General features: G+C 42.6%; 26 protein-coding genes and 1 tRNA gene. All 27 read right to left on the bottom strand.

Annotated elements, in window-relative coordinates:
* Positions 1 to 136: 136 nt before the first annotated feature.
* The gene (aroH, locus tag AYJ08_RS15395; protein WP_064018465.1) at positions 137 to 508 is read right to left on the bottom strand and encodes a chorismate mutase; all 372 of its coding nucleotides are present in this window, start codon (positions 506 to 508) and stop codon (positions 137 to 139) included.
* Positions 505 to 1,614 (bottom strand): 3-dehydroquinate synthase, encoded by a 1,110-nt coding sequence (aroB, locus tag AYJ08_RS15400; protein ID WP_064018466.1) that lies wholly within the window; start codon positions 1,612 to 1,614, stop codon positions 505 to 507. Before aroB ends, aroH begins: the two co-directional genes overlap by 4 nt.
* Entirely contained in the window at positions 1,614 to 2,777 is a 1,164-nt protein-coding gene (aroC, locus tag AYJ08_RS15405; protein WP_031414527.1) for a chorismate synthase, read from the bottom strand. The genes aroB and aroC overlap by 1 nt, the downstream gene beginning before the upstream one ends.
* Positions 2,778 to 2,898: 121 nt before the next feature.
* Positions 2,899 to 3,066, bottom strand: coding sequence for a hypothetical protein (locus tag AYJ08_RS24030; RefSeq protein WP_003338558.1), 168 nt, complete (start codon positions 3,064 to 3,066; stop codon positions 2,899 to 2,901).
* A gap of 89 nt (positions 3,067 to 3,155) precedes the next feature.
* Positions 3,156 to 3,935, bottom strand: coding sequence for a CheR family methyltransferase (locus AYJ08_RS15410; protein ID WP_064018467.1), 780 nt, complete (start codon positions 3,933 to 3,935; stop codon positions 3,156 to 3,158).
* A 116-nt stretch (positions 3,936 to 4,051) separates the two neighbouring features.
* Positions 4,052 to 4,495, bottom strand: a complete 444-nt coding sequence (gene ndk / locus AYJ08_RS15415) for a nucleoside-diphosphate kinase (protein WP_031414523.1) — start codon at positions 4,493 to 4,495, stop codon at positions 4,052 to 4,054.
* A gap of 225 nt (positions 4,496 to 4,720) precedes the next feature.
* Positions 4,721 to 5,686, bottom strand: coding sequence for a polyprenyl synthetase family protein (locus AYJ08_RS15420; RefSeq protein WP_064018468.1), 966 nt, complete (start codon positions 5,684 to 5,686; stop codon positions 4,721 to 4,723).
* A 9-nt stretch (positions 5,687 to 5,695) separates the two neighbouring features.
* Positions 5,696 to 6,556 (bottom strand): menaquinone biosynthesis protein, encoded by an 861-nt coding sequence (locus tag AYJ08_RS15425; protein ID WP_064018469.1) that lies wholly within the window; start codon positions 6,554 to 6,556, stop codon positions 5,696 to 5,698.
* Entirely contained in the window at positions 6,549 to 7,160 is a 612-nt protein-coding gene (locus AYJ08_RS15430; protein WP_064018470.1) for a UbiX family flavin prenyltransferase, read from the bottom strand. Before AYJ08_RS15430 ends, AYJ08_RS15425 begins: the two co-directional genes overlap by 8 nt.
* Entirely contained in the window at positions 7,157 to 8,026 is an 870-nt protein-coding gene (locus AYJ08_RS15435; protein WP_064018471.1) for a UbiA-like polyprenyltransferase, read from the bottom strand. Before AYJ08_RS15435 ends, AYJ08_RS15430 begins: the two co-directional genes overlap by 4 nt.
* Positions 8,027 to 8,061: 35 nt before the next feature.
* On the bottom strand, positions 8,062 to 8,781 hold the full coding sequence (locus AYJ08_RS15440; protein ID WP_064018472.1) for a demethylmenaquinone methyltransferase: 720 nt from the start codon (positions 8,779 to 8,781) through the stop codon (positions 8,062 to 8,064).
* A 3-nt stretch (positions 8,782 to 8,784) separates the two neighbouring features.
* Positions 8,785 to 9,615: a heptaprenyl diphosphate synthase component 1 gene (locus tag AYJ08_RS15445; RefSeq protein ID WP_064018473.1), complete on the bottom strand. Its 831-nt coding sequence runs from the start codon at positions 9,613 to 9,615 to the stop codon at positions 8,785 to 8,787.
* A 153-nt stretch (positions 9,616 to 9,768) separates the two neighbouring features.
* Positions 9,769 to 10,272 (bottom strand): hypothetical protein, encoded by a 504-nt coding sequence (locus AYJ08_RS15450; RefSeq protein ID WP_064018474.1) that lies wholly within the window; start codon positions 10,270 to 10,272, stop codon positions 9,769 to 9,771.
* A gap of 106 nt (positions 10,273 to 10,378) precedes the next feature.
* Entirely contained in the window at positions 10,379 to 10,729 is a 351-nt protein-coding gene (locus tag AYJ08_RS24535; RefSeq protein ID WP_031414514.1) for a hypothetical protein, read from the bottom strand.
* 13 nt (positions 10,730 to 10,742) lie between these two features.
* Positions 10,743 to 11,711, bottom strand: a complete 969-nt coding sequence (locus AYJ08_RS15460; protein WP_064018475.1) for a sugar-binding transcriptional regulator — start codon at positions 11,709 to 11,711, stop codon at positions 10,743 to 10,745.
* A gap of 213 nt (positions 11,712 to 11,924) precedes the next feature.
* Positions 11,925 to 13,304, bottom strand: a complete 1,380-nt coding sequence (lpdA, locus tag AYJ08_RS15465; RefSeq protein WP_064018476.1) for a dihydrolipoyl dehydrogenase — start codon at positions 13,302 to 13,304, stop codon at positions 11,925 to 11,927.
* An 11-nt stretch (positions 13,305 to 13,315) separates the two neighbouring features.
* Entirely contained in the window at positions 13,316 to 14,671 is a 1,356-nt protein-coding gene (locus AYJ08_RS15470; RefSeq protein ID WP_064018477.1) for a 2-oxo acid dehydrogenase subunit E2, read from the bottom strand.
* A gap of 15 nt (positions 14,672 to 14,686) precedes the next feature.
* Positions 14,687 to 15,670 (bottom strand): alpha-ketoacid dehydrogenase subunit beta, encoded by a 984-nt coding sequence (locus AYJ08_RS15475; protein WP_064018478.1) that lies wholly within the window; start codon positions 15,668 to 15,670, stop codon positions 14,687 to 14,689.
* A gap of 28 nt (positions 15,671 to 15,698) precedes the next feature.
* Positions 15,699 to 16,685, bottom strand: a complete 987-nt coding sequence (locus tag AYJ08_RS15480) for a thiamine pyrophosphate-dependent dehydrogenase E1 component subunit alpha (protein WP_064018479.1) — start codon at positions 16,683 to 16,685, stop codon at positions 15,699 to 15,701.
* Between the two features lie 167 nt (positions 16,686 to 16,852).
* A complete protein-coding gene (locus AYJ08_RS24035) occupies positions 16,853 to 17,023 on the bottom strand; it encodes a hypothetical protein (RefSeq protein WP_197490700.1) in 171 nt (56 codons plus the stop codon).
* Complete coding sequence (locus AYJ08_RS15485; protein WP_064018480.1) at positions 17,011 to 19,746, bottom strand: PTS sugar transporter subunit IIA; 2,736 nt, start codon at positions 19,744 to 19,746, stop codon at positions 17,011 to 17,013. Before AYJ08_RS15485 ends, AYJ08_RS24035 begins: the two co-directional genes overlap by 13 nt.
* 229 nt (positions 19,747 to 19,975) lie before the next feature.
* Complete coding sequence (locus AYJ08_RS15490; RefSeq protein ID WP_064018481.1) at positions 19,976 to 21,319, bottom strand: PTS galactitol transporter subunit IIC; 1,344 nt, start codon at positions 21,317 to 21,319, stop codon at positions 19,976 to 19,978.
* 28 nt (positions 21,320 to 21,347) lie between these two features.
* A complete protein-coding gene (locus AYJ08_RS15495) occupies positions 21,348 to 21,635 on the bottom strand; it encodes a PTS sugar transporter subunit IIB (protein WP_064018482.1) in 288 nt (95 codons plus the stop codon).
* Positions 21,636 to 21,653: 18 nt separating this feature from the next.
* Entirely contained in the window at positions 21,654 to 22,127 is a 474-nt protein-coding gene (locus tag AYJ08_RS15500; RefSeq protein ID WP_064018483.1) for a PTS sugar transporter subunit IIA, read from the bottom strand.
* 293 nt (positions 22,128 to 22,420) lie between these two features.
* Positions 22,421 to 22,660: a trp RNA-binding attenuation protein MtrB gene (gene mtrB, locus AYJ08_RS15505; protein ID WP_003338534.1), complete on the bottom strand. Its 240-nt coding sequence runs from the start codon at positions 22,658 to 22,660 to the stop codon at positions 22,421 to 22,423.
* Between the two features lie 45 nt (positions 22,661 to 22,705).
* Positions 22,706 to 23,443 carry a lytic transglycosylase domain-containing protein gene (locus AYJ08_RS15510; protein WP_064018484.1) on the bottom strand — a complete coding sequence of 246 codons (738 nt, stop codon included), beginning with the start codon at positions 23,441 to 23,443 and terminating at the stop codon, positions 22,706 to 22,708.
* A 557-nt stretch (positions 23,444 to 24,000) separates the two neighbouring features.
* Positions 24,001 to 24,077, bottom strand: a tRNA-Pro gene (locus AYJ08_RS15515).
* Positions 24,078 to 24,205: the final 128 nt, after the last annotated feature.

Raw genomic sequence — 24,205 nt, forward strand, 5'->3', positions numbered from 1 at the left:
TCCTCGTCTCATACAACCTATCTCTTCTCAACTCTACTCGGCTCTCGTCTAACTTACTAACTTGCTCGTAACTAACTTCATGCTCTGAACTAGTAAAACTTGCTCTTACTTTACAAAACCTGGCCCCTACTGTCAACTATTCTTTTACTAAATCTGGGCGTAAACGAATTGCTTCCCCTAGAAAAATATGCGTAATTTCATGTGGAGACTTATCAGTATTGATGTGAAGCATAACACGAATACAATTTTTTAAACTCCCAGCCACAGGAATTTCTTTTGCACACATCAGGGGAACATGCTCCCATTTTAAAAACTCACGGGCAGCCTGAGCTGGAAATACAGCATCCAGCTCCTCTGTCATCGTTATTATAGCACTTGCTATATCGTCAGTCTCAATTTTATTTTGATGAATCATTTCATGTAAAAGCTCTGCTGTTGCCTCTAAAATTTCACTTTTATCATTTCGGGTGACCGTTGTTGCACCACGGACCCCTCGTACCTTACTCATTTTTGTGATTCCTCCCACTCTTCGCTCATAAACCGTAGTACATCTTCCTCTTTTACCCTAGGCACGATCTCTACATGCTCCATAGATGTTGGCAAAACAAGTGTAAGTGTACCTGCTACGCCCTTTTTATCCAAATGCATTGCCCTTAAAACATCTTCTGGATGTAATTCTTTTGGCCATTGAGTTGGGAGTCCAAAGGCTGCAAGCACTCTTTTTGTACGCTTTGCTACACCTTCTGGCGACATTCCAATGGATTCTGCATAACGGGCGGCTAAAACCATCCCAATCGAGATTGCTTCACCATGATTAAGCTGACCGTAACCCGTTAACGCCTCAAAGGCATGACCAAAGGTATGACCTAAATTTAAGGTCATGCGGATATTTTGCTCAGTTTCGTCTTTGGCTACTACCGCCGCTTTCACAGCACAGCCGCGATAGATGGCTTCACTAACCAGTTCTGCATCCAATTCCATTAGGCCTTTCGCATGCTCCTCCAGCCATCCAACAAAGCCCTCATCTGAAATCAGTCCATGCTTGATCACTTCCGCAAAGCCGGCGGAGATTTCTCTACGAGGCAATGTTTGCAGAGTATCCACATCATAAATAACCATCAAGGGTTGGTGAAAAGCCCCAATTAAATTTTTGCCCAAACGATGATTAATCGCTACCTTGCCACCTACCGAGCTATCATGAGCCAATAAGCTTGTGGGAATTTGCACAAAATCAATTCCACGCATATATGTAGCCGCTACAAAGCCTGCCAGGTCCCCTACGACTCCACCGCCTAACGCTAGCACGACAGATTTACGATCAAGTCCTGCCTCAATAGCAGCTGTCATCACCTCTTCATAAACAGCAAACTGCTTCGCTTTTTCACCAGCTACAACAATGTGGGAAAAAGCTTGGTATCCCGCTTGTTCTAGCTGAAGGTGCAACGGCTTCAAATAATGCTGCGCCACATGAGCGTCTGTAATGACGAATAATTTTTGAGAGACTTTGATGTTTGCCTCCTGCAATAGGGTAGGTGTTTGGCTCAACAAACCCGCCCCAATATGAATAGGATAAGCTCTTTCGTTCAAGTCAACTAGTAACGTACGTTTTTCCATTAGAATCTCTCCGTATAAGCTCGATATTCTTCTACGTTTGCCACCATATCGTCTAAAGCATCAGACGGAAACTTCTCACACATGGCACGCGCTATTTCCCAAGCAACGACTGCTTCAGCAACTACACTTGCTGCTGGTACAGCACAGCTATCTGAACGTTCAATAGTTGCTGCAAATGGCTCCTTCGTATCAATATCTACACTCATTAACGGTTTATATAAAGTTGGGATAGGCTTCATTACTCCCCGCACAACTATAGGCATTCCAGTGGTCATACTACCCTCCAAGCCGCCTGCCCGATTCGTTTTGCGACTGTAGCCTTTTCCTTCTGTCCATTCAATCTCATCGTGTACCTGAGAGCCTGGCAAGCCTGCCGCTTCAAAACCGATTCCGATCTCTACTCCTTTAAAGGCTTGAATGCTCATAATAGCTTGCGCCAATCTTGCATCCAGCTTGCGATCCCATTGCACATAACTACCTAAACCAATCGGTACACCTTCCACAATTACTTCTACAATTCCGCCTAAAGAATCGCCTTCTTCTTTAGCACGATCGATAAGCTCCATCATTTTTTTCTCTGCATCAGGGTCAATGCAGCGTACAGGCGAATCCTCCGTTATTTGCATGAGCTCATCTAGGGACAATTCACGTTCTTGGGCCACTACCTGTCCAATCTGCTTAACATGCCCAGCTACCCGAATACCGAATTGGGATAACAATTGACGTGCCACAGCACCTACGGCTACCCGCATCGTCGTTTCCCTCGCACTAGAGCGCTCCAGAATATTTCGCATATCCCTTTGGTGATATTTAATAGCCCCATTCAAGTCAGCATGACCAGGACGCGGACGTGATACACGACGACGTGCTTCATCCTCTTCTGGCACAGGTGTAGCACTCATAATTTTTTGCCAGTGGGTCCAGTCATTATTCTCAACAATCAACGTAACAGGAGCCCCCGTTGTATAACCATGACGAACACCAGATACGACCTGAACAGTATCTTTCTCAATCTGCATCCGGCGACCTCGGCCATGCCCCTTTTGGCGACGGTGTAATTGTTTGTTTATTTCGTCAAATGAAAAGGGGAGATTGCTAGGAATTCCTTCAATAATAGCTGTTAATTGTGGTCCGTGTGACTCTCCTGCGGTTATATATCTCACTCTTCTCTCCTCCAGTCAAATCCTTTAACACTTTTAAGCGATATAATATCATACATAGCCTAAGATGAAAACAAAAATAGACAAAATGCTTCTCACAATAAGGAGAAGCATTCTGCCATCTCTATAGATGATCGATTGTTATCAGTCGATCAGCCTGCTCACGATAGTAGAGTCGCTTCTGCATTACTAGGTTTTCCAGTTGGCGAGTTTCCGCTCCTAGAATTTGTCCGCACTCCTGCAAATTGATGAGCCCAAGTCGATACGCTTCAATCACCTTTGATTTATCCATTGACTCGTCGCCTCCATCTGGAAATGTTTGTCTTCCTAGTAGCTATTGTTCAATAAATAAATCATTGGTATACATCTTTCGTTACGATTTTACAGAGTTTTTTTATAAAAAAACGTATCTTCTACTTCAAACTGATATTGTTGCGGTTGGAAAATTTGCTCTGTGCTTCCCACAAACAATACGCCGCCAGGGCGTAGGGCACGACTAAACTTTTGATATAACTCATGCTTCGCTTCTTCTGTAAAATAAATCAAGACATTTCGGCAAATAATTAGATCAAAGCCTGTATCAAACGACTCCGCAAGCAGATTATGCTTTTTAAAGTTCACAGCATTTTTAATTTCTTGATCTAAACGATAAGTGAGCTGGTCCTTATGAAAATATTTCTGTAATAAATCTTTAGGGCAATCCTGTAAGGAACGCTCCAAATAAACACCCTGCTTCGCTTTCGCCAGCGCTCCTTCGTCAATATCGCTAGCAAGGATGCTAGAGGACGCTAGTAATTGCTTTCTTTTTAACACAAGTGACAGTGTATACGGTTCTTCCCCAGTAGAACACGCTGCGCTCCACACCTTTAAACGACGGGATTCTGCATGTAATCTTGGCAAAATTTTATTTTCGAGCGTCTCCCACCTGCCTGGATTTCGGAAAAACTCTGAAACATTTATTGTCATCCGATCCAAAAATTCGTAAAATAAGTCCTGATCTTTACTCAGGGCCTCGAAATACGCGACAAAGCTGTTATATCCGCGCTTGATTCGTAATGAGGTTAATCTGCGTTTCATTTGTGCTTCTTTATATAACGCTAGATCAATCCCTGTTTTCTTTTTAATCAGTGCAATAAATTGCAAGAAGTCTTTATCCTCCACTGTGTGTATCCCCCTTTTGCCTTACTCCAAGCCATTCGTTACACTATTCGTCAAATCCTGCTACGATACGAAAAAAAGACCTTCAAAGGAAGGCCCTTCTTACGAAATTTGTCATTTTAGATCCAACGAGCGATCGTTTTTTCTACGGAAACGATTTCATCCTTTGAGAACCAAAGACCAATTTCACGCTCTGCACTTTCAGCAGAATCAGAACCGTGAATGATATTCATGCCTACAGATACTGCGTAATCACCACGGATTGTACCAGGTGCTGCATCTGCTGGGTTCGTTTTCCCCATCATGTTACGGGCAGTGCTAATCACCTTGTCGCCTTCCCATACCATTGCAAATACAGGACCAGAAGTAATGAAGTCTACTAATTCACCAAAGAAAGGACGCTCTTTATGTTCAGCATAATGCTCTTCCGCTTTTTCACGGCTCACATTCATTAGTTTAGCGCCAACCAAAGTAAAGCCTTTTTTCTCAAAACGGGCAACGATCTCTCCTACAAGATTACGTTGTACGCCGTCTGGCTTTACCATGATAAAAGTTTTTTCCATTCGAATGCCCTCCATACCTCTATGTATATTTGTACCAACGAAAATTTTATCAGAAGTAGGTCGTACAAGCAACCGCTCAGTTGCAGAAACTTCAATAAATTTGATCGATATGGAAAAGTTGTTATTTTCATATAGCAAGAGGCATGCATCTGTTCATCATGCAGATCCTCCCTTATACATAAAGCCCCTTTCCCACAAGAAAGAGGCTTCTTCATCAACTCTGGATTAAAATTTACGCCCACCAATATAATCAGCAATTTGTATTAATGATTTTTTGGTCGGAGATGCAGGCAGATCTGCTAATGCTAGTTTCGCTCTTTTAATATAGCGTTCAGCCAACGCTTGTGAATAAGCAATCCCTTCTCCCTGATGAATCAGCGGAATTGCCTGTTCAATGCGAGAGTTGATATCGCCCTTACGAATCCACTCCTGAAAGATATCCTTTGTACTGCCCTGATAAGCGCTATAAAGAGCTGGCAAAGTGACGTTTCCTTGACGTAAGTCACTTCCCGCCGGCTTACCTAGCTGTTTTTCCGTTCCTGTAAAATCTAGGATATCATCTGTAATTTGAAAAGCCATTCCAACATTATACCCAAAATGATACATACGGCGGACTACATCTGCCGATGCATTAGTCGCAACTGCGCCAAGCTGACAGCTAATGGCAATTAACAGCGCTGTTTTGCGTTTAATCCGGCGGAGATAATTACGCAGGCCCTGATTCCAATTTCCCAAATCGCGAACTTGCTCAATCTCTCCTTTACACATCTCCACAATGGCTTTGGAGAGAATTTGATGGATCGCTGGATTAGGTAATTGCGTTACGATGCCTAAAGCCCTTGCTAGTATGTAGTTTCCAGAATACATCGCCACTCGATTGTCCCATTTCGTGCGTACGGTGTCTCTGCCTCGGCGCTTGTTCGCATCATCCACCACATCATCATGAACAAGCGTAGCCATATGAATAAGCTCAAGCGGTACAGCTACTTGAGATAAATTTTGCACATTATAATCACCAAATTTCCCCGCTAGCAACACAAAGACAGGGCGGATTCGCTTTCCGCCTGCCTTCAGAAGATGGGTAGAAGATTGGTAGAGTTCACGAGACTCTGGATTGATGGCTCGCTCCAGTTCTCGTTCGATATATGAAACATCACTTTTTACTTGCATATAGATATCGACCAGATTCATTTCATCCACCTAACTCGTTGACATAGTAGTAATGTTGTCCGTTGCCCAAAATGCTACTTTCACCGGCTTGGGCAATAGACCAAGATCAGCCGTGCAAGCATAGTAATGTTCCAATCCCATAATTTGTTCCTGCGTAAAATCATGAATGAGTCCAGTAAAATACCCTTCCCAGAAAGATACGTCGCCACCAAAATGCTGGTGAGCATACTGAACGATCTCACTACAATCGGCATGACTCTTGTTTTTGCTACGTACAAATTCCTCATGAAGCTGATGCAACAATTTACCATGTGTTTCAACAGCTTCTCTCCGAATGGCCCATACAGCAAACGTCATTGGGTATCCTGTATGCTCATACCAAAGCTGTCCTAAATCGTACACATAATATCCCAGATCCTGCTGACGGGCTAGAATTGCTTCATCTCCAATTAGCAGGGAAGCATCGTGTTCCTCCATCATCGACTTGATATCAGGGCGCATTGTGGTGTATTCAGGGCTCATACCCTTAAATTTTTCCAATATAACCCGCAACAAATTAACAGAGGTAGCAGAGGTATTCGTTAATGCAATGCGAGCTTGATCCAGTTGATCAATCGGACGTTTACTAAATAAGAAAATAGAACCTACAGGACCTTTGGCACCAACACATACATCTGGCATTAACACATATTGATCTTCATGTTCCGCGTAGCTGAAGGAGGATATAGGACCTACGTCAATGATCCCCTCTGCCATTGCTTTATTTAATTGTGCAGGATATTGCTGGATAAAATCAGCTTTCCCCAAAAAGCGGTCTAAATTTACATAAAAATAGACAGGAAGCGTGTTTGTATATAAGATCTGTCCGACCTGTAGTTGTCTTTTACTCATGGCCCTCTCCCCATCTCGTAAACAAATGATTTTCCACATCAAGTTGGTCAAGTGCTTTGCCAACCACGAAATTCACTAGGTCATCAAGTGTTTGCGGGCGTTGATAGAAACCAGGCATCGCAGGGAGAATCTTGACTCCGATACGGCTTAGTTTCAGCATATTTTCTAGATGTAGCGCGTTAAAGGGTGTTTCACGTGGGACCAGCACGAGCTTGCGTCCCTCTTTAATCATTACATCAGCACAGCGTTCTAATAAATTGCCGGAAGCACCGTGAGCAATACCCGAAAGTGTTCCCATCGAACACGGGATAATAATCATCCCATCACTCTTATACGAGCCACTCGCCATTGGACAATTAAAATCTCGCAACGTCCAATAATGAAGCTCGCCTGCGGAGCATTTCTCAAAATACCCTTGTAAAAACGTCTCACGTTCATCCACAGCAGGTGCAAAATCCAATTCATCATGAAAAACCTGCCAACCAGCTTCTGTTATCATCAAGTGAACCGTATGTCCAGCTCTTAGCAATTCTTCAACTAGTCGAATTCCATATTTTGCACCACTTGCTCCTGTTATGCCTACCCCTAGTTTCATCTTTTTCATAGAATCACCAAGTCCAGAACAGTAAAGCAGCATATCACTACGCTAAAAATGCCATTCATTGCAAAGAAAGCAATTTCAATTTTAGACAGGTCGTTATGTTTAACTTGACTGTGTTCATAGAATAAAATCGCTGCCCCAGCAATAATGCCGACAAGAAACCATACGGATAGATTAGTCGTCATATACATCAGGAGAAGACCTAGAATGGTTAACAAATGACAGAAGCGAGCAATTATCAGTGCATTCTTAATTCCAAACCGACTAGGGACAGAGTAGAGACCTTCTTTAACATCGAACTCTGTATCCTGACAAGCATAGATAATATCAAAACCGGCTGTCCAGATCATGACTGTAAAGAACAATAGCATTGCCGTTCCATTTACTTGACCCGTGGTTGCAATCCAACCGCCCAATGGCCCGAAGCCAAGGGCTACACCTAAGATAAAATGGCAGAGCCACGTAAATCGTTTGCAATAGGAATATAAGACTAATACAAAGACTGCAAGTGGTAAAAGCTTAACTGCTAATGGGTTTAGTTGCCATGCAGCAACGAATAAGACCAAGAAAGAAACAATAATAAAAAGAAGCACTTCAGTGACAGACAGCAATCCTGCCGGAATGGCACGCTTCGCTGTTCGCGGGTTTTTTGCATCAATGACACGGTCTATCAAACGATTTAGTGACATCGCTGCGCTTCTTGCCGCTACCATCGCTATCGTAACCCAGAAGATTTCTGCCCAGGTAGGCCATGTACCTTCTATAATTATATTGCCTAGTACTGCCCCAATAAAAGCAAATGGCAACGCAAAAATACTATGTTCAAATTTAATCATTTCGAGAATGATTTTCACTTTATTAAAGACCATTTTGACTTGCACTTCCATTCTATTTTGCGGATAGGCTATGGATTTTTCGTACCGATATGCAGGGCAGAGACACCGCCCATAAACAATTTTACCTGTACATGATCAAGCCCCGCTCTTCTAAACATCTCAGCCAGCTCTTTACTATCTGGAAAATTCGTAAGGGACTGAGGTAACCAAGCGTATTCCTCATACTTATTGATTACCATTTTAGCAACAATTGGCAGCATTTTATAGAAATAAAGATAAAATAACTTACGATATGGGATAAATGGTGGCTTCGATACCTCTAAAGACACAACCTTGCCCCCTGGCTTTACCACGCGTGTCATCTCGTTAAGCACCGTTTGCACATCGGGCACGTTGCGTAGGGCAAATCCAATCGTAACAAAATCAAACGTATTATCTTCAAAGGGCATTTTCATGGCATCAGCATTCACTAATTGCACTTGACTTAGCCCTTCCTTTTCGACCTTGTACGCTCCTACATTCAACATATTTTGACTAAAATCAAGCCCTACTACTTTCCCATTAGGACCTACTGTTTTGGCCAAGCTAATTGTCCAATCGCAAGTCCCGCACGCAACATCCAGACAAGCATCTCCTGGCTTCACCTGCATTTGGTTCATCGTATACTTGCGCCATGATGAATGGCTGCCAAAACTGATGACATTATTCATACGGTCATATTCGTTCGCGATGCTCTCAAAAACGGAATGTACATATTCCGCCTTCGATGGTTGTCCATTTGTGTTCAAAGCCTACATCTCCTCTGCCCGCTTTAACCGTTGTACGCGATTTGTATAGCGGGAAGTCATCCACGCTAACTCGCTTTGTGTGTCGCCCGATTTTAAGGTAACGATCAATTGCTCACAGATATGCAATAATTCCATGACTTTCCCTTCAATCATTTCGACTGCATTGGCGATTGTAGAGCCTGGCTTCTGTAGCAAAAATTGTGTTAAGCCGTTTGGAGCTTGCTCTTGCCATTGCAACTGCTCCCATTCCCCGATCAGTTGTTCAAAGGCTGAGGTCTGTTCAAACAAGCTGGTCCAAAATTCACGTACAGAGTCATTTTTTGCATATTTGTCTACAAAAGCTACATAAAGAGCCGTATCAATCTTTTTGCGCAAGGTAAGATACGTCTCCTGTGTCAATTTATTTTCTTTCTGAGCAATATATAGCTTCATTTTCGTTTCGTGAGCAAATTGGTTACCTACAGCCAAAACTTGAATTGCTTCAATCTCATTAGCGTCTGCGAGCATATTATAGTAAAGACTACTGTAGTAATCCCCCGCTAAAACGGTTAACTGTCTATTACGTTCGGAAACCAGCGTTTTTTCATAATGATTCCGTACGGTTTCATGTGTATCAATGCCCAATTGTACTAACCCAGTCGCTACCGAGAGTAGATGAGCTCGTTCTTTTGTGAAGCCGTTCTCATGTAAAAAGAAGAATAAGAGAGCGAGTCGATTTTCAGCCAGAGCTGGGACATCCACATATTGTTGAATATATGTTTGTTGTATTCGACCTTGAATTTCTTCGATGATAGCTTTTAATTCCTGTGAATATGCATTTCGATCTGTGCCCATTATGCCTCCTCCATTTAAAGCGTTGAAGCTCCATCACTGTCCCCATTTTTTACAAAGAATGTAATGTTTTTGAACACAAAAAAATGGTACGCAGTAATCCATCGCCATACAGTATATCACACTTTTAAAGGAAGGAATAATTTTCTGCTGTAATCAAGTTGCTTCTTTAACAAAAAAATGCTCCTTTACATACTGCTCTGCATCGCTTAGTTCAGTTGGGCTTTTCCATTTATCTTCTTGTCCCATTTGGGCTCGATCTGCTTGGATCAGAAGCGTAGCTGGGCTTTGTGCTTGTTGTTCATTGGATCTAGTGAATTGGAGGGTGACATGCTTAACATTCGTCGTCTTATTCATCAGTACATAAACAATTGAATAGGCATCATGATACATGAGGTCATTTACTTTCTTGTGGTCTTCAGGTAAGGACAGCGTGAGCATGATGGAAGGCTGATCCCACTCTACATGACTTATCTTATAATGAGTTTCCAGTAAAGTAAATAAATCCACAAGATTGTGTGAACTTACTGTGAGTCTAGGAAATTCTCGAAAGGTTGGGACGTCAGCGACAGGTCCTTTTTTTGTAAAAACCGGCAAAACTGACAGCATCAGAGATAAACCTACTGAGATCATCATTGCAAATAAAAATCGCCGTGGCATTTTATGCATTCCCCCTTTTTTCCATTCTACAAAAGAAAAAAGCAGGCTATGCCTGCCAGGGAGAAAAATGCTGGTGATACCTTCGAAGGAGTAGAAACGATTTCTCTTATTTATCTATCTTTGATGAATCAGTGTAGCCTTTTTTTCTATAGCGGAAAATACCCTTTAGCTCCTTATACGTACGAAATGGTTTGCTGATGACACGGTACGGCATGGTTGAGATGAAATGACTCAAATCTTCTCTGAATTCCTGAGTGATCCGTTGTGGCTTCGAAATAATTCGATCAACATACTGCGAATAAATTTCTTTCAACAAATCTGGTTCCATAACGCTCTCTTTTCCACACTGCTCACATTTAACCATATATAAAATATCATGTACATATGTGACGGTGTGCGGTGCTTGACCAAGACAAGTTATGCAGTAGAGTTCTGTTTCAATCACTGTCTCTTCCAAACCCGTTCCCTCCTTACTCCTCACTGTTGCCTTTATCATCAGATTTAGCAATTAATTCTCTAGCTGTACGCTCATCTACAAACAATTTATGGAAATAACCACCACGTAAAGCAGCCCTAATTGCTGTCAATTTCGCTAACCCAGTCGCCACTGCAATAACAGTGGGAATCTGAAATAAATCGGGCAGGTCAATCCCAATAACACGATTGTTCAATGGTATATGAATCTGTTTGCCATCCTTGTCGATAAAGCGGGAGCCTATATCCCCTACAGCTTGATTTTGCTTTAGCTCTTCCATTTCCTCTTCTTTTAAATATCCCATGTTAAACAATGTTGATTCTTCCAGAAAACCGATTCCTAACAGGGCAATTTCCACCTTGCGAATTTGATCTAGTAAAACTCGAATGGATTCTGATTGTAGAATCTGTTCCTTGAGCTCTACTGTTTCTACCAATGCCGGCGCATATAAAAATTCACAGTTTGCTCCCATTCGTTTTGAGAGTTCATAGGCTAATTGGTTAGAATGGATTTCTACGTGCTTTCGTCCTGTCCCTCCGACTAGAGGGTACACCATCATTTCTGGATTTCGTTCGTACGGGTATTCATTTACCATATGATATAGGGTAGTCCCCCATGATAATCCGATGCTCTTGACATTTTTAGCCAATTTAGATAGATGCATGGCTGCTTCCTTAGCTACTAGCTGCTTGATTAATTCCTGATTCTCTATTCCGTTCACAGGCACAACAATAGCTTCATCTAAAGAAAACATTTCTTCTAGCTTTTGTTCAATCTCCACTACGTTTACAGTTTCATCTTTAATAATGATCTCTACAATTCCAGCATCTTTTGCTTTTTGTAGGAGTTTGGATATTACAGGGCGGGAAACCCCGATCTTTTTAGAGATTTCTGCTTGGGTTAGTCCTTGAAAATAATATAGTTTAGCGACGCGCACGAGTTCCCTTTTCTCAGCCCAATCCATTGTCTCACCTCTCTTACATCTATCATCCTTCATCTATTATAAACATAAACGCATAGGAGCGCGAAAAAGATTACAAATTCCTGTACCATCGTAAGCAATCCATAAATCACTAAGATAAGAGGAGCAAAAAAGAACTGAGGAAGGGCGTCCCCAGTTCTTCTTTCAAGTTGTGTCCCATTGTCCCATGTAAGCTGCTCTACAGATATCAAGCTTTTACGAATGGATACCTTTTCCTAGCCAATCGCTGGCCGCTTCAAGTAATGCTTCTGATACAGTTGGATGTGGAAAAATCAAATTTGCCATTTCTTCAACGGTACCTTCCAACTGCATATAAGCAGAAATTTGTGAAATCATCTCAGTCACATGTGGCCCGACCATCACAGCCCCTACTATTTCCCCGTAGGTCTCATCTGCAATCAGCTTTACAAAGCCTCCTGCTTGGCCGCTTGCTAAGGCCTTACCGTTTACCGCGAGCTGATATATTGATGTTTTTACCTGAAAGCCTTTTTCTTTTGCTTCACGCTCGCTTAGCCCTACACTTGCTATCTCAGGGTAGGTGTAGATGCATCTTGGTACGATATGGTATTCCATATCTTTAGCGTGCCCTGTCGCATTCAGAGCAGCTACAATTCCTTCTGCACTTGCTACATGAGCCAATTGCCAATTGCCAACCACGTCACCTATTGCATATAGATTTGGTACACTTGTTTCCATACGTGCATTAACTTTAATAAATGGACCATCCGTATCAAGTGATAGGTTATCAGATGCCGACAGATTCGGTCGACGTCCAATTGCGACTAGTATTTTTTCGGCTACGACCTCCTGTTTTGCTCCAGCTTCATTGTAGATAATAAGCTGTTTTTGCGAGCCAAGGGCTTTCACCGCAGCTACTTTCGCCTTGGTTAGAATCGTAATTCCCATTTTGCCTACATGTTTTGTTACTACCTGTGAAGCCATTTCATCTTCAGTAGCCAGAATGCGATCTGCCATTTCAATGATTGTTACCTTTGTTCCCAAACTTTCAAAAATGCTGGCAAACTCTACACCAATAACACCACCACCAATAATTGCAAGAGACGCAGGAATTTCTTCTAAATCAAAAATGGTATCGCTTGTGTGATATGCTACCTGATCTAATCCTTCAATCGGAGGTACGGCTGGAGAGGAGCCTGTCGCAATAATGATTGACCCGGCCTTCATTCTCTCTGGTTTATCACCCGTAATTTCCACGATCTGGTCTGGTTGAATCTCACCCTTACCATGATAGAAATCAATTTTTCCCGTTCGCAATAGATGGGCAATTCCTCCACGGAGCTGATTAATAACCTGATTTTTTCTCTGCATCATTTTTGGTAAGGAGAGCCTCATTTCTCCTACCTCAATTCCGTATTTGGGCGCATCTCTGATAGCATGAATCATTTCAGCATGCTTCAATAATGCTTTAGATGGAATACATCCTCGATTCAAGCAGGTTCCTCCCAAATGTTCCTGCTCTATAAGTGCCACCTTCTTTCCTTCTTTTGACGCGCGAATGGCCGCTACGTATCCGCCCGGTCCTCCCCCGATGACAACAATATCGTAGGTTTTCATGGCTGTTCCCCCTAGACTAGTAGCTGATATGGTTCTTCAAGAGAGCGTTTTATACTTTGCAAAAATTCTGCTGCTGGTGCTCCATCCACGATCCGATGGTCAAAGGAAAGGCTCAAAGTCATCTGCGGACGAAGTTTTAACTCTCCGTGAATCCCAACTGCTTTTTCCGTAATACGGCCAACCCCTAAAATGGCAACCTCTGGCTGATTAATAATGGGTGTAAAGGCATCAATGTCGTACATTCCAAGATTGCTAATGGTAAAGGTGCCTCCCTGCATCTGATCAGGCAGCAATTTAGCTTCTCTTGCTAATCGCCCCAGCTCTTTACACTCTGTCGTTAATGTCGCTAAGCCTTTCTGATCAGCATGTTTGACAACGGGCACCATTAGACCGTTTGGTACTGAAACTGCAAGACCCGTGTTCACTTCCTGTTTATAGAGAATGTAGTCACCTTCAACGGAAGCATTCATCTGTGGATGTTGACGCAATGCTATCGCAACCGCTTTCATGACGATCTCTGTATACGACAACCGATATCCTGTCTGATTCTCAATCACTGGGAGTAAGCTTTTGCGAAGCTTGATTGCATTGCTCATATCTACTTCCGTTACTAGCGTGACATGCGGTGCTGTAGTCACACTTCGGATCATTCGCTCAGAGATAACCTTACGCATCCCCTCCAATTTCACACGAGATAACTCCACAGATGATTTTGTGCTGTTTGCTCTGTTCATAGCTACTTGCAAACGATTAGGAGGAGCTTGTAGAACATCATGCTTTGTAATTTTTCCATTAGCACCTGATCCCTGTATGCTGTTTAGCTGAACTCCCGTGTTCGAGGCGATTTTTTTCGCTAGAGGTGTCACCATTCTCTCTTGATCATGCTTAACATAAGCTTCTACATCTTCGGCATGAATGCGCCCATTTGTTCCACGCCCTTTCATCTCATGTAATGCGACACCGTTTTCTCGTGAAAGACGTCGAGCCGCTGGTGTAGCCCGCACTTTATTCGCTTCATCTTCAGAAGCAGAAGTCTCTCTTTTTGCTTCGCTCTCCTCACTAGCTTTGTTTACATCAGCAAGTGTTTCTTCTCCCTCTATCTCTGGCGGTGTGTCTGGAACTAGTTCTCCTAGCTCTCCAATGTACCCGATGATTTTTTGTACAGGTACAATCGCGTTCACATCATCATAAATTTTTAGTAACGTACCTGTTGCATACGCCTCTACTTCGATGTTAATTTTGTCTGTCATCACCTCTAGTAGTAGGTCACCCTCTTCTACCAGGTCTCCCTCTTTTTTAAACCATTGCAAAATGGTTCCCGTCTCCATTGTCATACTAAGCTTAGGCATGAAGATTCCTGTTGCCATGTTCCTCTCCCCCTTCTAACGATGTGCCACTGTGTCTTTTACTGCTTGTATAATATCAGGCACCTGCGGGATTGCCGCCTTTTCTAAAACTGGATTATAAGGCATTGGTATCCACTTACCGCCCAATCGTCTAATAGGGGCATCTACATAATCGAAGGCTTCACTCTCGGCAATCATGCTGACAATCTCTCCGCCGAATCCGCCGAACTTGACCGCTTCATGAACCACAATCAGCTTTCCTGTTTTCTTCACTGACCGAATAATGGTGTCGGTATCTAATGGCACCAATGTTCGTGGATCGATAACTTCCACAGAGATGCCTTCCTTTTCTAATTCGGCGGCTGCTTCTAATGCTTTGTGTATCATAATAGCAGTGGCTACGATTGTTACGTCTGTGCCTTCACGTTTAACATCTGCCACACCAAGCGGAATACTGTATGATTCTTCTGGGACATGCCCCGATGTTTTATAGAGGAGCTTGTGTTCATAAAAAATCACTGGGTTATGATCGTCGATGGCTGCCTTTAATAACCCCTTTACATCATAAGCAGTTGAGGGCTGGACCACTTTAAGCCCGGGAATATGGGCCATCCACGCCTCCAAGCTTTGTGTATGCTGCGCCGCGGCACCTGTACCCGAACCGGATGGTGTACGAACGACCATCGGTACCCCCCCTTTCCCGCCAAACATGTAGCTATTTTTCGCAGCCTGATTTACCAACTGATCCATTGCAATGGTTATGAAGTCAGAGAATTGTAGCTCCATGATGGGTCGCATGCCAGTCATAGCGGCTCCGACAGCAGCTCCTGCAATCGCTGCTTCGGAAATCGGTGTGTTGCGGATTCGCTCTGGACCAAATTCTTCAATCATCCCACGCGACACCCCAAACGCTCCTCCGTATACTCCAATGTCTTCTCCCATCAAAAAAACATCTGGATTGACACGCATCTCCTGACTCATCGCTTCTCGGACCGCTTCTAAGTACGTAATCTCTCTCATGAGGTTCCCTTCCTTCTTTATTTATCCGTTATGCGTAGACGTCTTCTTCCAACGTATCTAGAGAAGGCATCGGGCTTTTTTCTGCAAACATCACTGCGTCCTCGATCTCCTTCTTTGCCTGCTGTTCTATTTCTTTGGCCTGTTCTTGTGTAAGCAGGCCTTTTTCTATCAAGACATCCTGTAATCTTTTGATGCAATCGCGATTTTTCCGCCAATCCAGCTCTTCTTCACGGGTCCGATATTTTTTCGCATCACTCTTGGAGTGACCTTTATAACGATATGTTTTGGCTTCAATTAAAGTAGGTCCTTCACCACGCCGAGCTCGTTCTGCTGCCTCTGCTACAGCATTCATGACTGCCAAAAGATCGTTTCCATCTACTACTACACCAGGAATACCATATGCTTTTGACCGATCCGCAATATTTTCAATATTCACCATTTCCGTTACAGGACCAGACATTCCATATTGATTATTTTCACAGAAAAAGATAACTGGCAATTTCCAGATGGACGCCATATTTAGTGATTCATGAAAGCTGCCTTCATTGCTCGCTCCATCGCCAAAAAAACTGATTGTAACATAGCCTAGCTTCTTCATTTGTGAGGTAAGCGCCGCTCCAACTGCAATAGGGATACCGCCACCGACGATTCCATTCGCGCCTAAATTGCCTTTCTCTACATCGGCAATATGCATTGATCCGCCTTTTCCCTTGCAATATCCTGTTTCACGGCCAAATAGTTCAGCCATCATTTTATTAACATCAGCACCTTTGGCAATGCAGTGACCATGACCTCGGTGCGTACTCGTAATTTTATCCGCTGGTTGAAGCACAGCGATTGCACCTGCCGCCGTTGCCTCTTGTCCGACACATAGATGGGTTGTTCCGTGAATTAATCCTTTTGCGAAAAATTCATCCACCTTTTCATCAAAAAAGCGTATGACCCACATTTGATGTAATAATTCAACCAACTTTCCCTCCGTAATCATCTTAGGTAATTGCCAGGCAGTAGTCATGTTGTAACCTCCTTTGCTCTTTAAAAAAACAAAAGGCCGAATACCTCCACACAGGGAAGCATTCGGCCCAAGGCCCCTTTTTACATTTGTTCTTATTGATTACATTTGTTCTACATCTTTATTTTACTTCTTTTTTTATATCCGTCAACTATTACTTTCTGCGCTGTCTATCCGTCTAGCAGCTTTGGGTTTTCTTCCAATCTTTTTTTAAACTCCTCCTTGGTCAATTTTTCAATGGAAATGAGAAATACTTCTTCCGTACCCTCACATACAAATTTATCGTGCTCAAACAATTTATATATTTTTGTACCAGGAGTCACACTTTTCATTGATTCCATCTCCCTTCCTCCCCACCTCTGGTTGTAATCTTCTGGATATTCGCTGGTTCTTCCAATGCTTCCATTAATTCTTCCACAGCAAATTGGCATGTATCATTAACTGCCAGCATGATCACCCAGTCTACCTGAATTCCCGGTTCCCACTCCAGAGGGTGAGCCAATTGCAAAATGGCAATGGCAGGATTGATAGTCTGAGCAGGTTCTGCATGCGGGATAGCAATACCACCTGCGAGTGATGTTGCCCCAAGCTTTTCTCGTTCCCACACCTTTTGCACGAATTCGGGTTTTACATAGCCTTTTTCTACTAGCTTGTTAGCAAGAAATAGAATGGCTTCCTTTTTATTCGAAATGTTGCAAGCAGAAAAAATAAGGTCGGTCATTATTAAATCCTGCATGTGTAGCGGTGTTCGTTGGTCAACAGAAGCTTGTCCAACGGTCAAATCCCCGACCATTAACAAGCGATCTAAAAACGAAAATCCACTTCCCTCAATTAAATGCTGTAAGGAGATGAATGGCAGTCCCTCTACCAATGGATCAATCGTGCCTGCAACAGCTAAAATATGATATTCCTCTTTCCACTTTGTATAGGAGGAGCGTACCGTATGAGTATTAGCAAATAAATAATGCAAATCACCACCACGATCACCGACATGCTCGCTCACAATTTGTCCAAGCTGACGTGCTGCCCCTTCCCCAGTCAAGCATACCAACATCAACGCTTTGGGTTTCACTATTTTCCACTCATCTAAAAAAGGAGAAACAGGCATACGCCATTGAACAATTTCCTGCGCGACATGAGACAATGACTTTGGTGCATATAAACACCGGCGCATAACCTCCATGGCAAATGGCAAGCTCAAGGGGGCAAATATCAATGTTTCGACTTGAACATGTTCTCGCCAAATCTCTTCACTGCCTACCATCCGTCCCGCATCTGCCAAGACAACGACTCCCATGCCATGATCTGCGCGTTTAATCGCAGAGCTAACTTTGGACAAAAAGCGCTCCTCCGAATCATCTACAGAGAGACTAACTGCTTGAATGTGATGCTGTCCAAATAAAGAATGCAATTGTTCTGCCATACTCTCAGCAATACTGCCGTATGAAACCAACACCATACCTACAGTTGGTGAATTTTTTTCAATGAGGGTGCAATGCTTTACATAGCGAGCCAGCATTTCTGTTTCTGCCTTCGTAATGCTAATTCCCCACGTGCTTTTGATTACCTCTGCCATCTCCTGAGCAACAATCCACTCCATAGAAAGGTAGGAGGAAGCTGCTTCGCTTTTTTGATCCCCATGATATATCTGATTTGGCTCTGTAACCTGATAACGTTCTAGCATTCCTTTTACATGCAAAGCAAGAGCCATTACTAGTTTTTCATGATCGAGTACGAGGTGCTTTTCTGCAATCCATAGCATTTGCTCTACCATTTGCATGACCTTTTCTCCGACAAAAATACTTAAACTACGTGCACGTTCGGCTTCTGATTTACGTTTTCCACTGTCATCTCTTAATCGTTCACGGCATTCCTGCTGTAATCGGAGTCGAATTAATTCAGGCCGAACTCCCTGTTGATTCATTTGTGCAAATCGAATGTGCAGCCAATGATAAATGGAGTCAGGAGCTAATGCTGTTAGAGCGCTTCGTGTTGTTCTTTCATCACCTTGGACAGGAGAAAGATGTTCAACTAACCAGTCTATTAATTCGTGACAAACAAAAGCGCGAATGTCTGCTTGTAGCTGCGTAATGTTCCCCGTATACCCATTCATCAGTTTTTTACGCTCGCCGCATTTATCCTTATGAATCGGGCACCCCGCTTGTTGTGCTTGCTGCTGAATCATATCATCAATTAACCGAAGCTGTGACTCTCTCGGCCATGAAGCTAAGGATGGCAAGTGAACCTGAATGGGAAACAGTCGATGCAGTAAGTCAGGATTATCCCAACCTGCTGTATTTGTGCTGGACGCAAAAATGAATACGGGTGAGTCCATCTCTCGTACACGCTTAAGCACCGTTTCTATAGACTCAAGAGATAAAAGCTGAATTTCCCGAATATACAATGCCCCACCTACATCTTTATAGCTACTTAATGTATCGTAGATCCGTTGCTCAAATAATGGGTCTTCCGTCATTTCGCGTATATCTATTTCTGTAAAAATGGCTTCTGATTTCAGTTGTTTCTCTTGTTTTGCAAAGGAAAAAGCGGCTTCTGCTATAGCTCGCTTTCCTGTTCCCTTTTCTCCCTGAAATAAAATGGGGAGCTTTTGGTACGGATATAAGATGACTGCCTTCACCTGTTGGACAAATGGTAATAGAAAGCCATCGCTCTCGATCAAATCAGCAAACTGACGCAGTTTTCGGTGTACTGACCGTTCTTTGCCTAAAGAAGTATTAGTTCCGGTAGCCAAAGGCATCTCTTGCCAATCTTCCTGCTGTTCTTTCCGTAAATTCATCACAGTAAATTTTGATATTTCAAAACCTATTTTACGTAGCTCTCCTGTTAGCTTGCGATCGGATATCTGTGAATGCTCCTTTAAAATCCGATTCATTTCTGCTAGTAGCAATGGTAACCGCCGTTTGCGGGAATCAGGGATTTGAAGCTGTTGACGCAACAACGTACATTTATCCCTCCTAATTCCTAATTTTCCGGCAATCTCTTCGTCAGTCAGCGGATTTTTGGGATCTTCATCCTTTACAATCTGTAGTAACTGTCTCTTCATTTGCCACCATTCCTTCCCTTTTTAGCAGAATCCCTGACAATTGCTCACAATTCCTTTCATTTATGGAGATTGATCCACACCGATCACTCAATCTATACCAATGGCAGAAATTGTTCTTCACAGGCACAAAAGTGCGAGACAAACGTAGACGAACCAGGAGATTATGCTCTCCTGGTTAACCTTACTTATGATCTAAAGGAACAAGTGATCTTTCGTTATTTTATTTTTATCACATCTCGCGTTGTTGTAGTATCTCTCTTTTTTCCCGTCGTCTTCGATAAATGGCTGTACCTATGGCAATAACGCCAATACCAATGATACCAAAGTAACCCAGCTTAGCCCCAAAAACAAATAATGCTGTGGTAGGAACGGCACCATCGACCAAGGAAGAAATTGCAGCAGCACCTTCAGGGAATTTAAACCCTGCCATAGTTGCCGCGGTAGTAATGAGCGGAGATACGTAGGTAGCTAATAATAAACCTACTCCCAGAGCGATCGTCGAACCCAGAACCGTACGTACTACGTTTCCTTTAAACACAGGAACCATTAAGCAGACAATAAACGGAATGGTCGCTAAATCTCCGAAGGGTAATACCTTATTCCCAGGCAGAAGTACGGCTAATGCCAGCACTATAGGGATCATAATTAACGATGAAGCTATAGCGGCTGGATGTCCTACAGCTAGCGCAGAGTCCATCCCAATATTTACTTCGCGATCTGGAAACTTACTGCGAACAAATTCTGAAGCCGCTTCTGATACTGGCAACAGCCCTTCCATAAGAACAGCTACCATTCGAGGTAACAGTAGCATCACAGCGGCTGTATTTACCCCTAAGGTTAAAACATCCTTGACACTCCATCCAGCTAAAAGACCAATAATAATACCTAAAATAAGACCTAACACAGTTGATTCACCCAGCACTCCCATCCGTTTTTGGATAGAATCTGGATCTGCTTTTAAGCTGCGTAACCCTGGAATCATGTCACATAATTTTTCGAGTGGCATGGCGATCACATAAAAAGCAGTGGAGGTACCATGCGGGAATGTAACGCCCTGATAACCATAAAATTCTGACACATGTTTTGAAGACATGTCTGCTAGTACAAGTAACACGATTGCATGAACAATCGCTGTTAATAGCCCCATTGGTACACTATTAGTCATAACTGTTACCAATGATCCTGTAAACGCGATATGCCACAGGTTCCAAACATCCACATTTAATGTCTTCGTGAGTCCGAAAAGAAGCATCGCTAGATTGACCCCAAGGCCAATCGGGATAGCAAAAGCGCCAATCGTTGTCCCAAACGCAATGGCTGAACTAGCCGGCCAGCCTACATCAATAATCGTTAACTCCACTCCCAAATTTTTGACCATATCTTGAGCGGCAGGACCGAGTGAACTGCTAAGTAATCCGATAATCAGATTGACCCCAACAAATCCAATCCCAATAGTGAGTCCAGCCCGGAATGCCTGTCCAGGCTTTGTTTTTAAGAGAATTGCAAAAATGAAGATGATGATGGGCAATACAACAGTTGGCCCTAAATTAACAATTTTTTGTAAATACTCCATTTCCTCATCCCCTAACTCAATAAAATGGCTATTCGGCGGTCATCCGTTTCTCAATTTCAGCAAACACTTTTTCTTTACCAATTCCTGTTAACAAAGGAACAGCATTAATCACTTTATCCTGTAACTGAGCCGGAACTGCTGTAGTAGAAATAATCAGATCATACTGGTCACCTTTATTTAAAATATCACTTACTTTTGATTGCTCTAAATTAGCCTCTAATCTTTTTTCTTGGAAGAACGTTTTTAATTTCTGCATAACCACTGTAGAAGTTGCTACACCTGTGCCACAAATCACCATAACTTTTTTCTTTGCCATAATGAATTCCTCCTAAAATTAGTGGTTGTAACTGTTAACAGGTTGGATAACGGAAAGTAATTCTACTGGTGTGCTAGCCTGACTAAGTGCCTCCAAGCGTGAACCATCCTGAATGAACGTCATAATTTCTTCCAGCATCTCCAAATGAGCCTCACTTTTTTCAATCGCTAGCATGATAATAAGCTTGACTGAAATAGTTCTGCTGGCATCTGCCATGCACTGAAACTTGGTACCCTGTTTCACAAGACCCAATGCAATCGTCTGCTGTTTAACATGACACGCATCCGTATGCGGAATAGCCACATGTACATCAGCCAACTCCAATCCAGTAGGATAATGCTGCTCACGATCCTTGACAGCGTTTACATAGCTCTCGTGCACAAAGCCCTTACTCCATAATGATTTCGCCATGGTTTCTAGGATTACGTCTTGGCGGGTTTCATTTGGAAAGATAAACAAATGATCTGTTTGCACCATCTCCAAAAATGACATGTGGATTCTCCCTCCTATCTAAGCTGTCTCTCTTCCCTTTTTTGTGTAAAAAGCCAACCTTTCTAAACAAAAAAGGGCTAGATCGTATGACATTCATACGAAACTAGCCCGCGGCTCTTTTCACAAATTATTCCATTATTTCCTGTTACATTTGTTCCTACTTCTATCATTTGTTCCTTATAGCTTAATCATACTATCCTTACTGATAGACGTCAACAACATTTTCTTCACTTTATATACCGGAAAAGAAAAAAAGCGACCTATGGTCACTTTCTCTTCTACATTTTCTACCATTATTCCTCTGTATCAATAACTCCATGTCTGGTTTGAATAATTGCTTTGCCACGTACCTTGATAGCAGATGTATGCTCAGTAAATTGGGCTAGCATAACTTCACCCTTATCTAGCTTTTCTGTATGGTGGAAGCGTGTATCTGTGCCGCGGGTCAATCCAATAACATGTACTCCGTTTTCTTTTGCTTTAATGACAAAAAAGTCTTGGCTGCCACCGCTTCGTTGTTGATGTTGTTCCATCTACGTGTCCCCCTAAGAGAATTTCTCCTCTTTACTATACCCTACCTAAACTTCCGCTTGCAATTTCGTCGTTATTTTGGCGACATAGCGCTGTGTCTCTTGAGGAAGATTAGCTGCTAGACGATCAAAGTCTTCATCTGTCTCAATTCCAGCCCTTCTAACTCGACCAGATCCTGCATTATAGGCAGCCAAGGCAACCTTAACATTGCCATCATATCGATCTAGTAGTTTGCTCAAATATTTGGTTCCGCCCATCAAATTTTGATCAGGATCGTAAGAATTGCTTACTCCTACACTACGAGCAGTATCGTCCATTAACTGCATAAGCCCTTTTGCTCCCGCGTGAGAGGTAGCAGTAGGGTTAAAGTTAGACTCGGCGCGGACCACCTCTCTGACCAAGGAAGAGTTGACACCAAAGCGTTTGCTCACCTGCTCAATTTTATCCACAATCTGCTGGCGGCCCCACGTCATGGATTCGTCCTTATTAGAGGTTAGATCAAGTGAAGGTGAAGAGTAAGTTAGAGAGGAATTCCAGCTATTTTGCTGTTTCGTTCCATCTAATTCAGCTAGAACCTGCTCTTTTGAGATTACATGCTGATATTTTTGCAGTTCATTTTCAAACACATCAGAAAACAAGGGATCTTGTCCATTTGGATTTGTCTGATTATCCAATAGCCCTTGTAATTGTGCTACCTGAGTAACATCACTTGATGTCCATTGCCCATTAGATGCAAGGGTCTTAACAAACTGATTACTATCTATTTTCACAATTAGATCATCCATTCTCCTCTGTCTTTTATGTTCTATTATAAGGGAAGGCTTTCCATAGAGCCAAGAGAAAAAAGGCCCGGGCATAAGAAAATCTTTACCTGCATTCTATTACAAATCAAAATAGAAACATAAGCGGAAACCTTTTTAGTCTTTTGTTGGCAGCTTGCAAAATGGCTATACTTTTCAGAATGTAATCATGTCATCTTACAGAAAACATTCGCGTTTTGCCTATGATCAGCCTCTTTATAACAAAACATTTCATTGCTTCTATTTATTTTATCGTTTAAACGCGGATAATTTTTATAGGTCAAAAGCCCTTGTAAAAATCCAGAGAGAGGGATTATTCAGGTGGCAGGGGGAGAGATTATATAAATTGGTTTGATATTTCTCCTAAGAATGATAACTTATCAACCTTATAGTGGAGCTTTTTATTAATTAAATTGGGATGATTTTCTGATTGGATTTCGTTTTCAGCGAAGGAAGGATACAGATGGTCGAATGCATAAAGCTGTTCTTTCGAAAAAACACTTCTTCGCATCGAAATGCTGAAGAAGTGCCTAAATTCTAAATGGTCGGAATGCAGGGATTCGAACCCTGGACCTCACCCACCCCAAGGGTGCGCGCTACCTGGCTGCGCCACATCCCGATGTTTTAATCAGGTTATAACGTTGTCAAACGTTGATTTAGCGGGGATTTTCCGTCAGCTCTCAAAAACGACCTTTCTTCGTAACAACCCCATTTTAACATATAGGTGCGCACCCTTGCAATATTTGG

The sequence above is a fragment of the Brevibacillus sp. SKDU10 genome (assembly GCF_001645205.1).
Taxonomy (GTDB): domain Bacteria; phylum Bacillota; class Bacilli; order Brevibacillales; family Brevibacillaceae; genus Brevibacillus_B; species Brevibacillus_B halotolerans.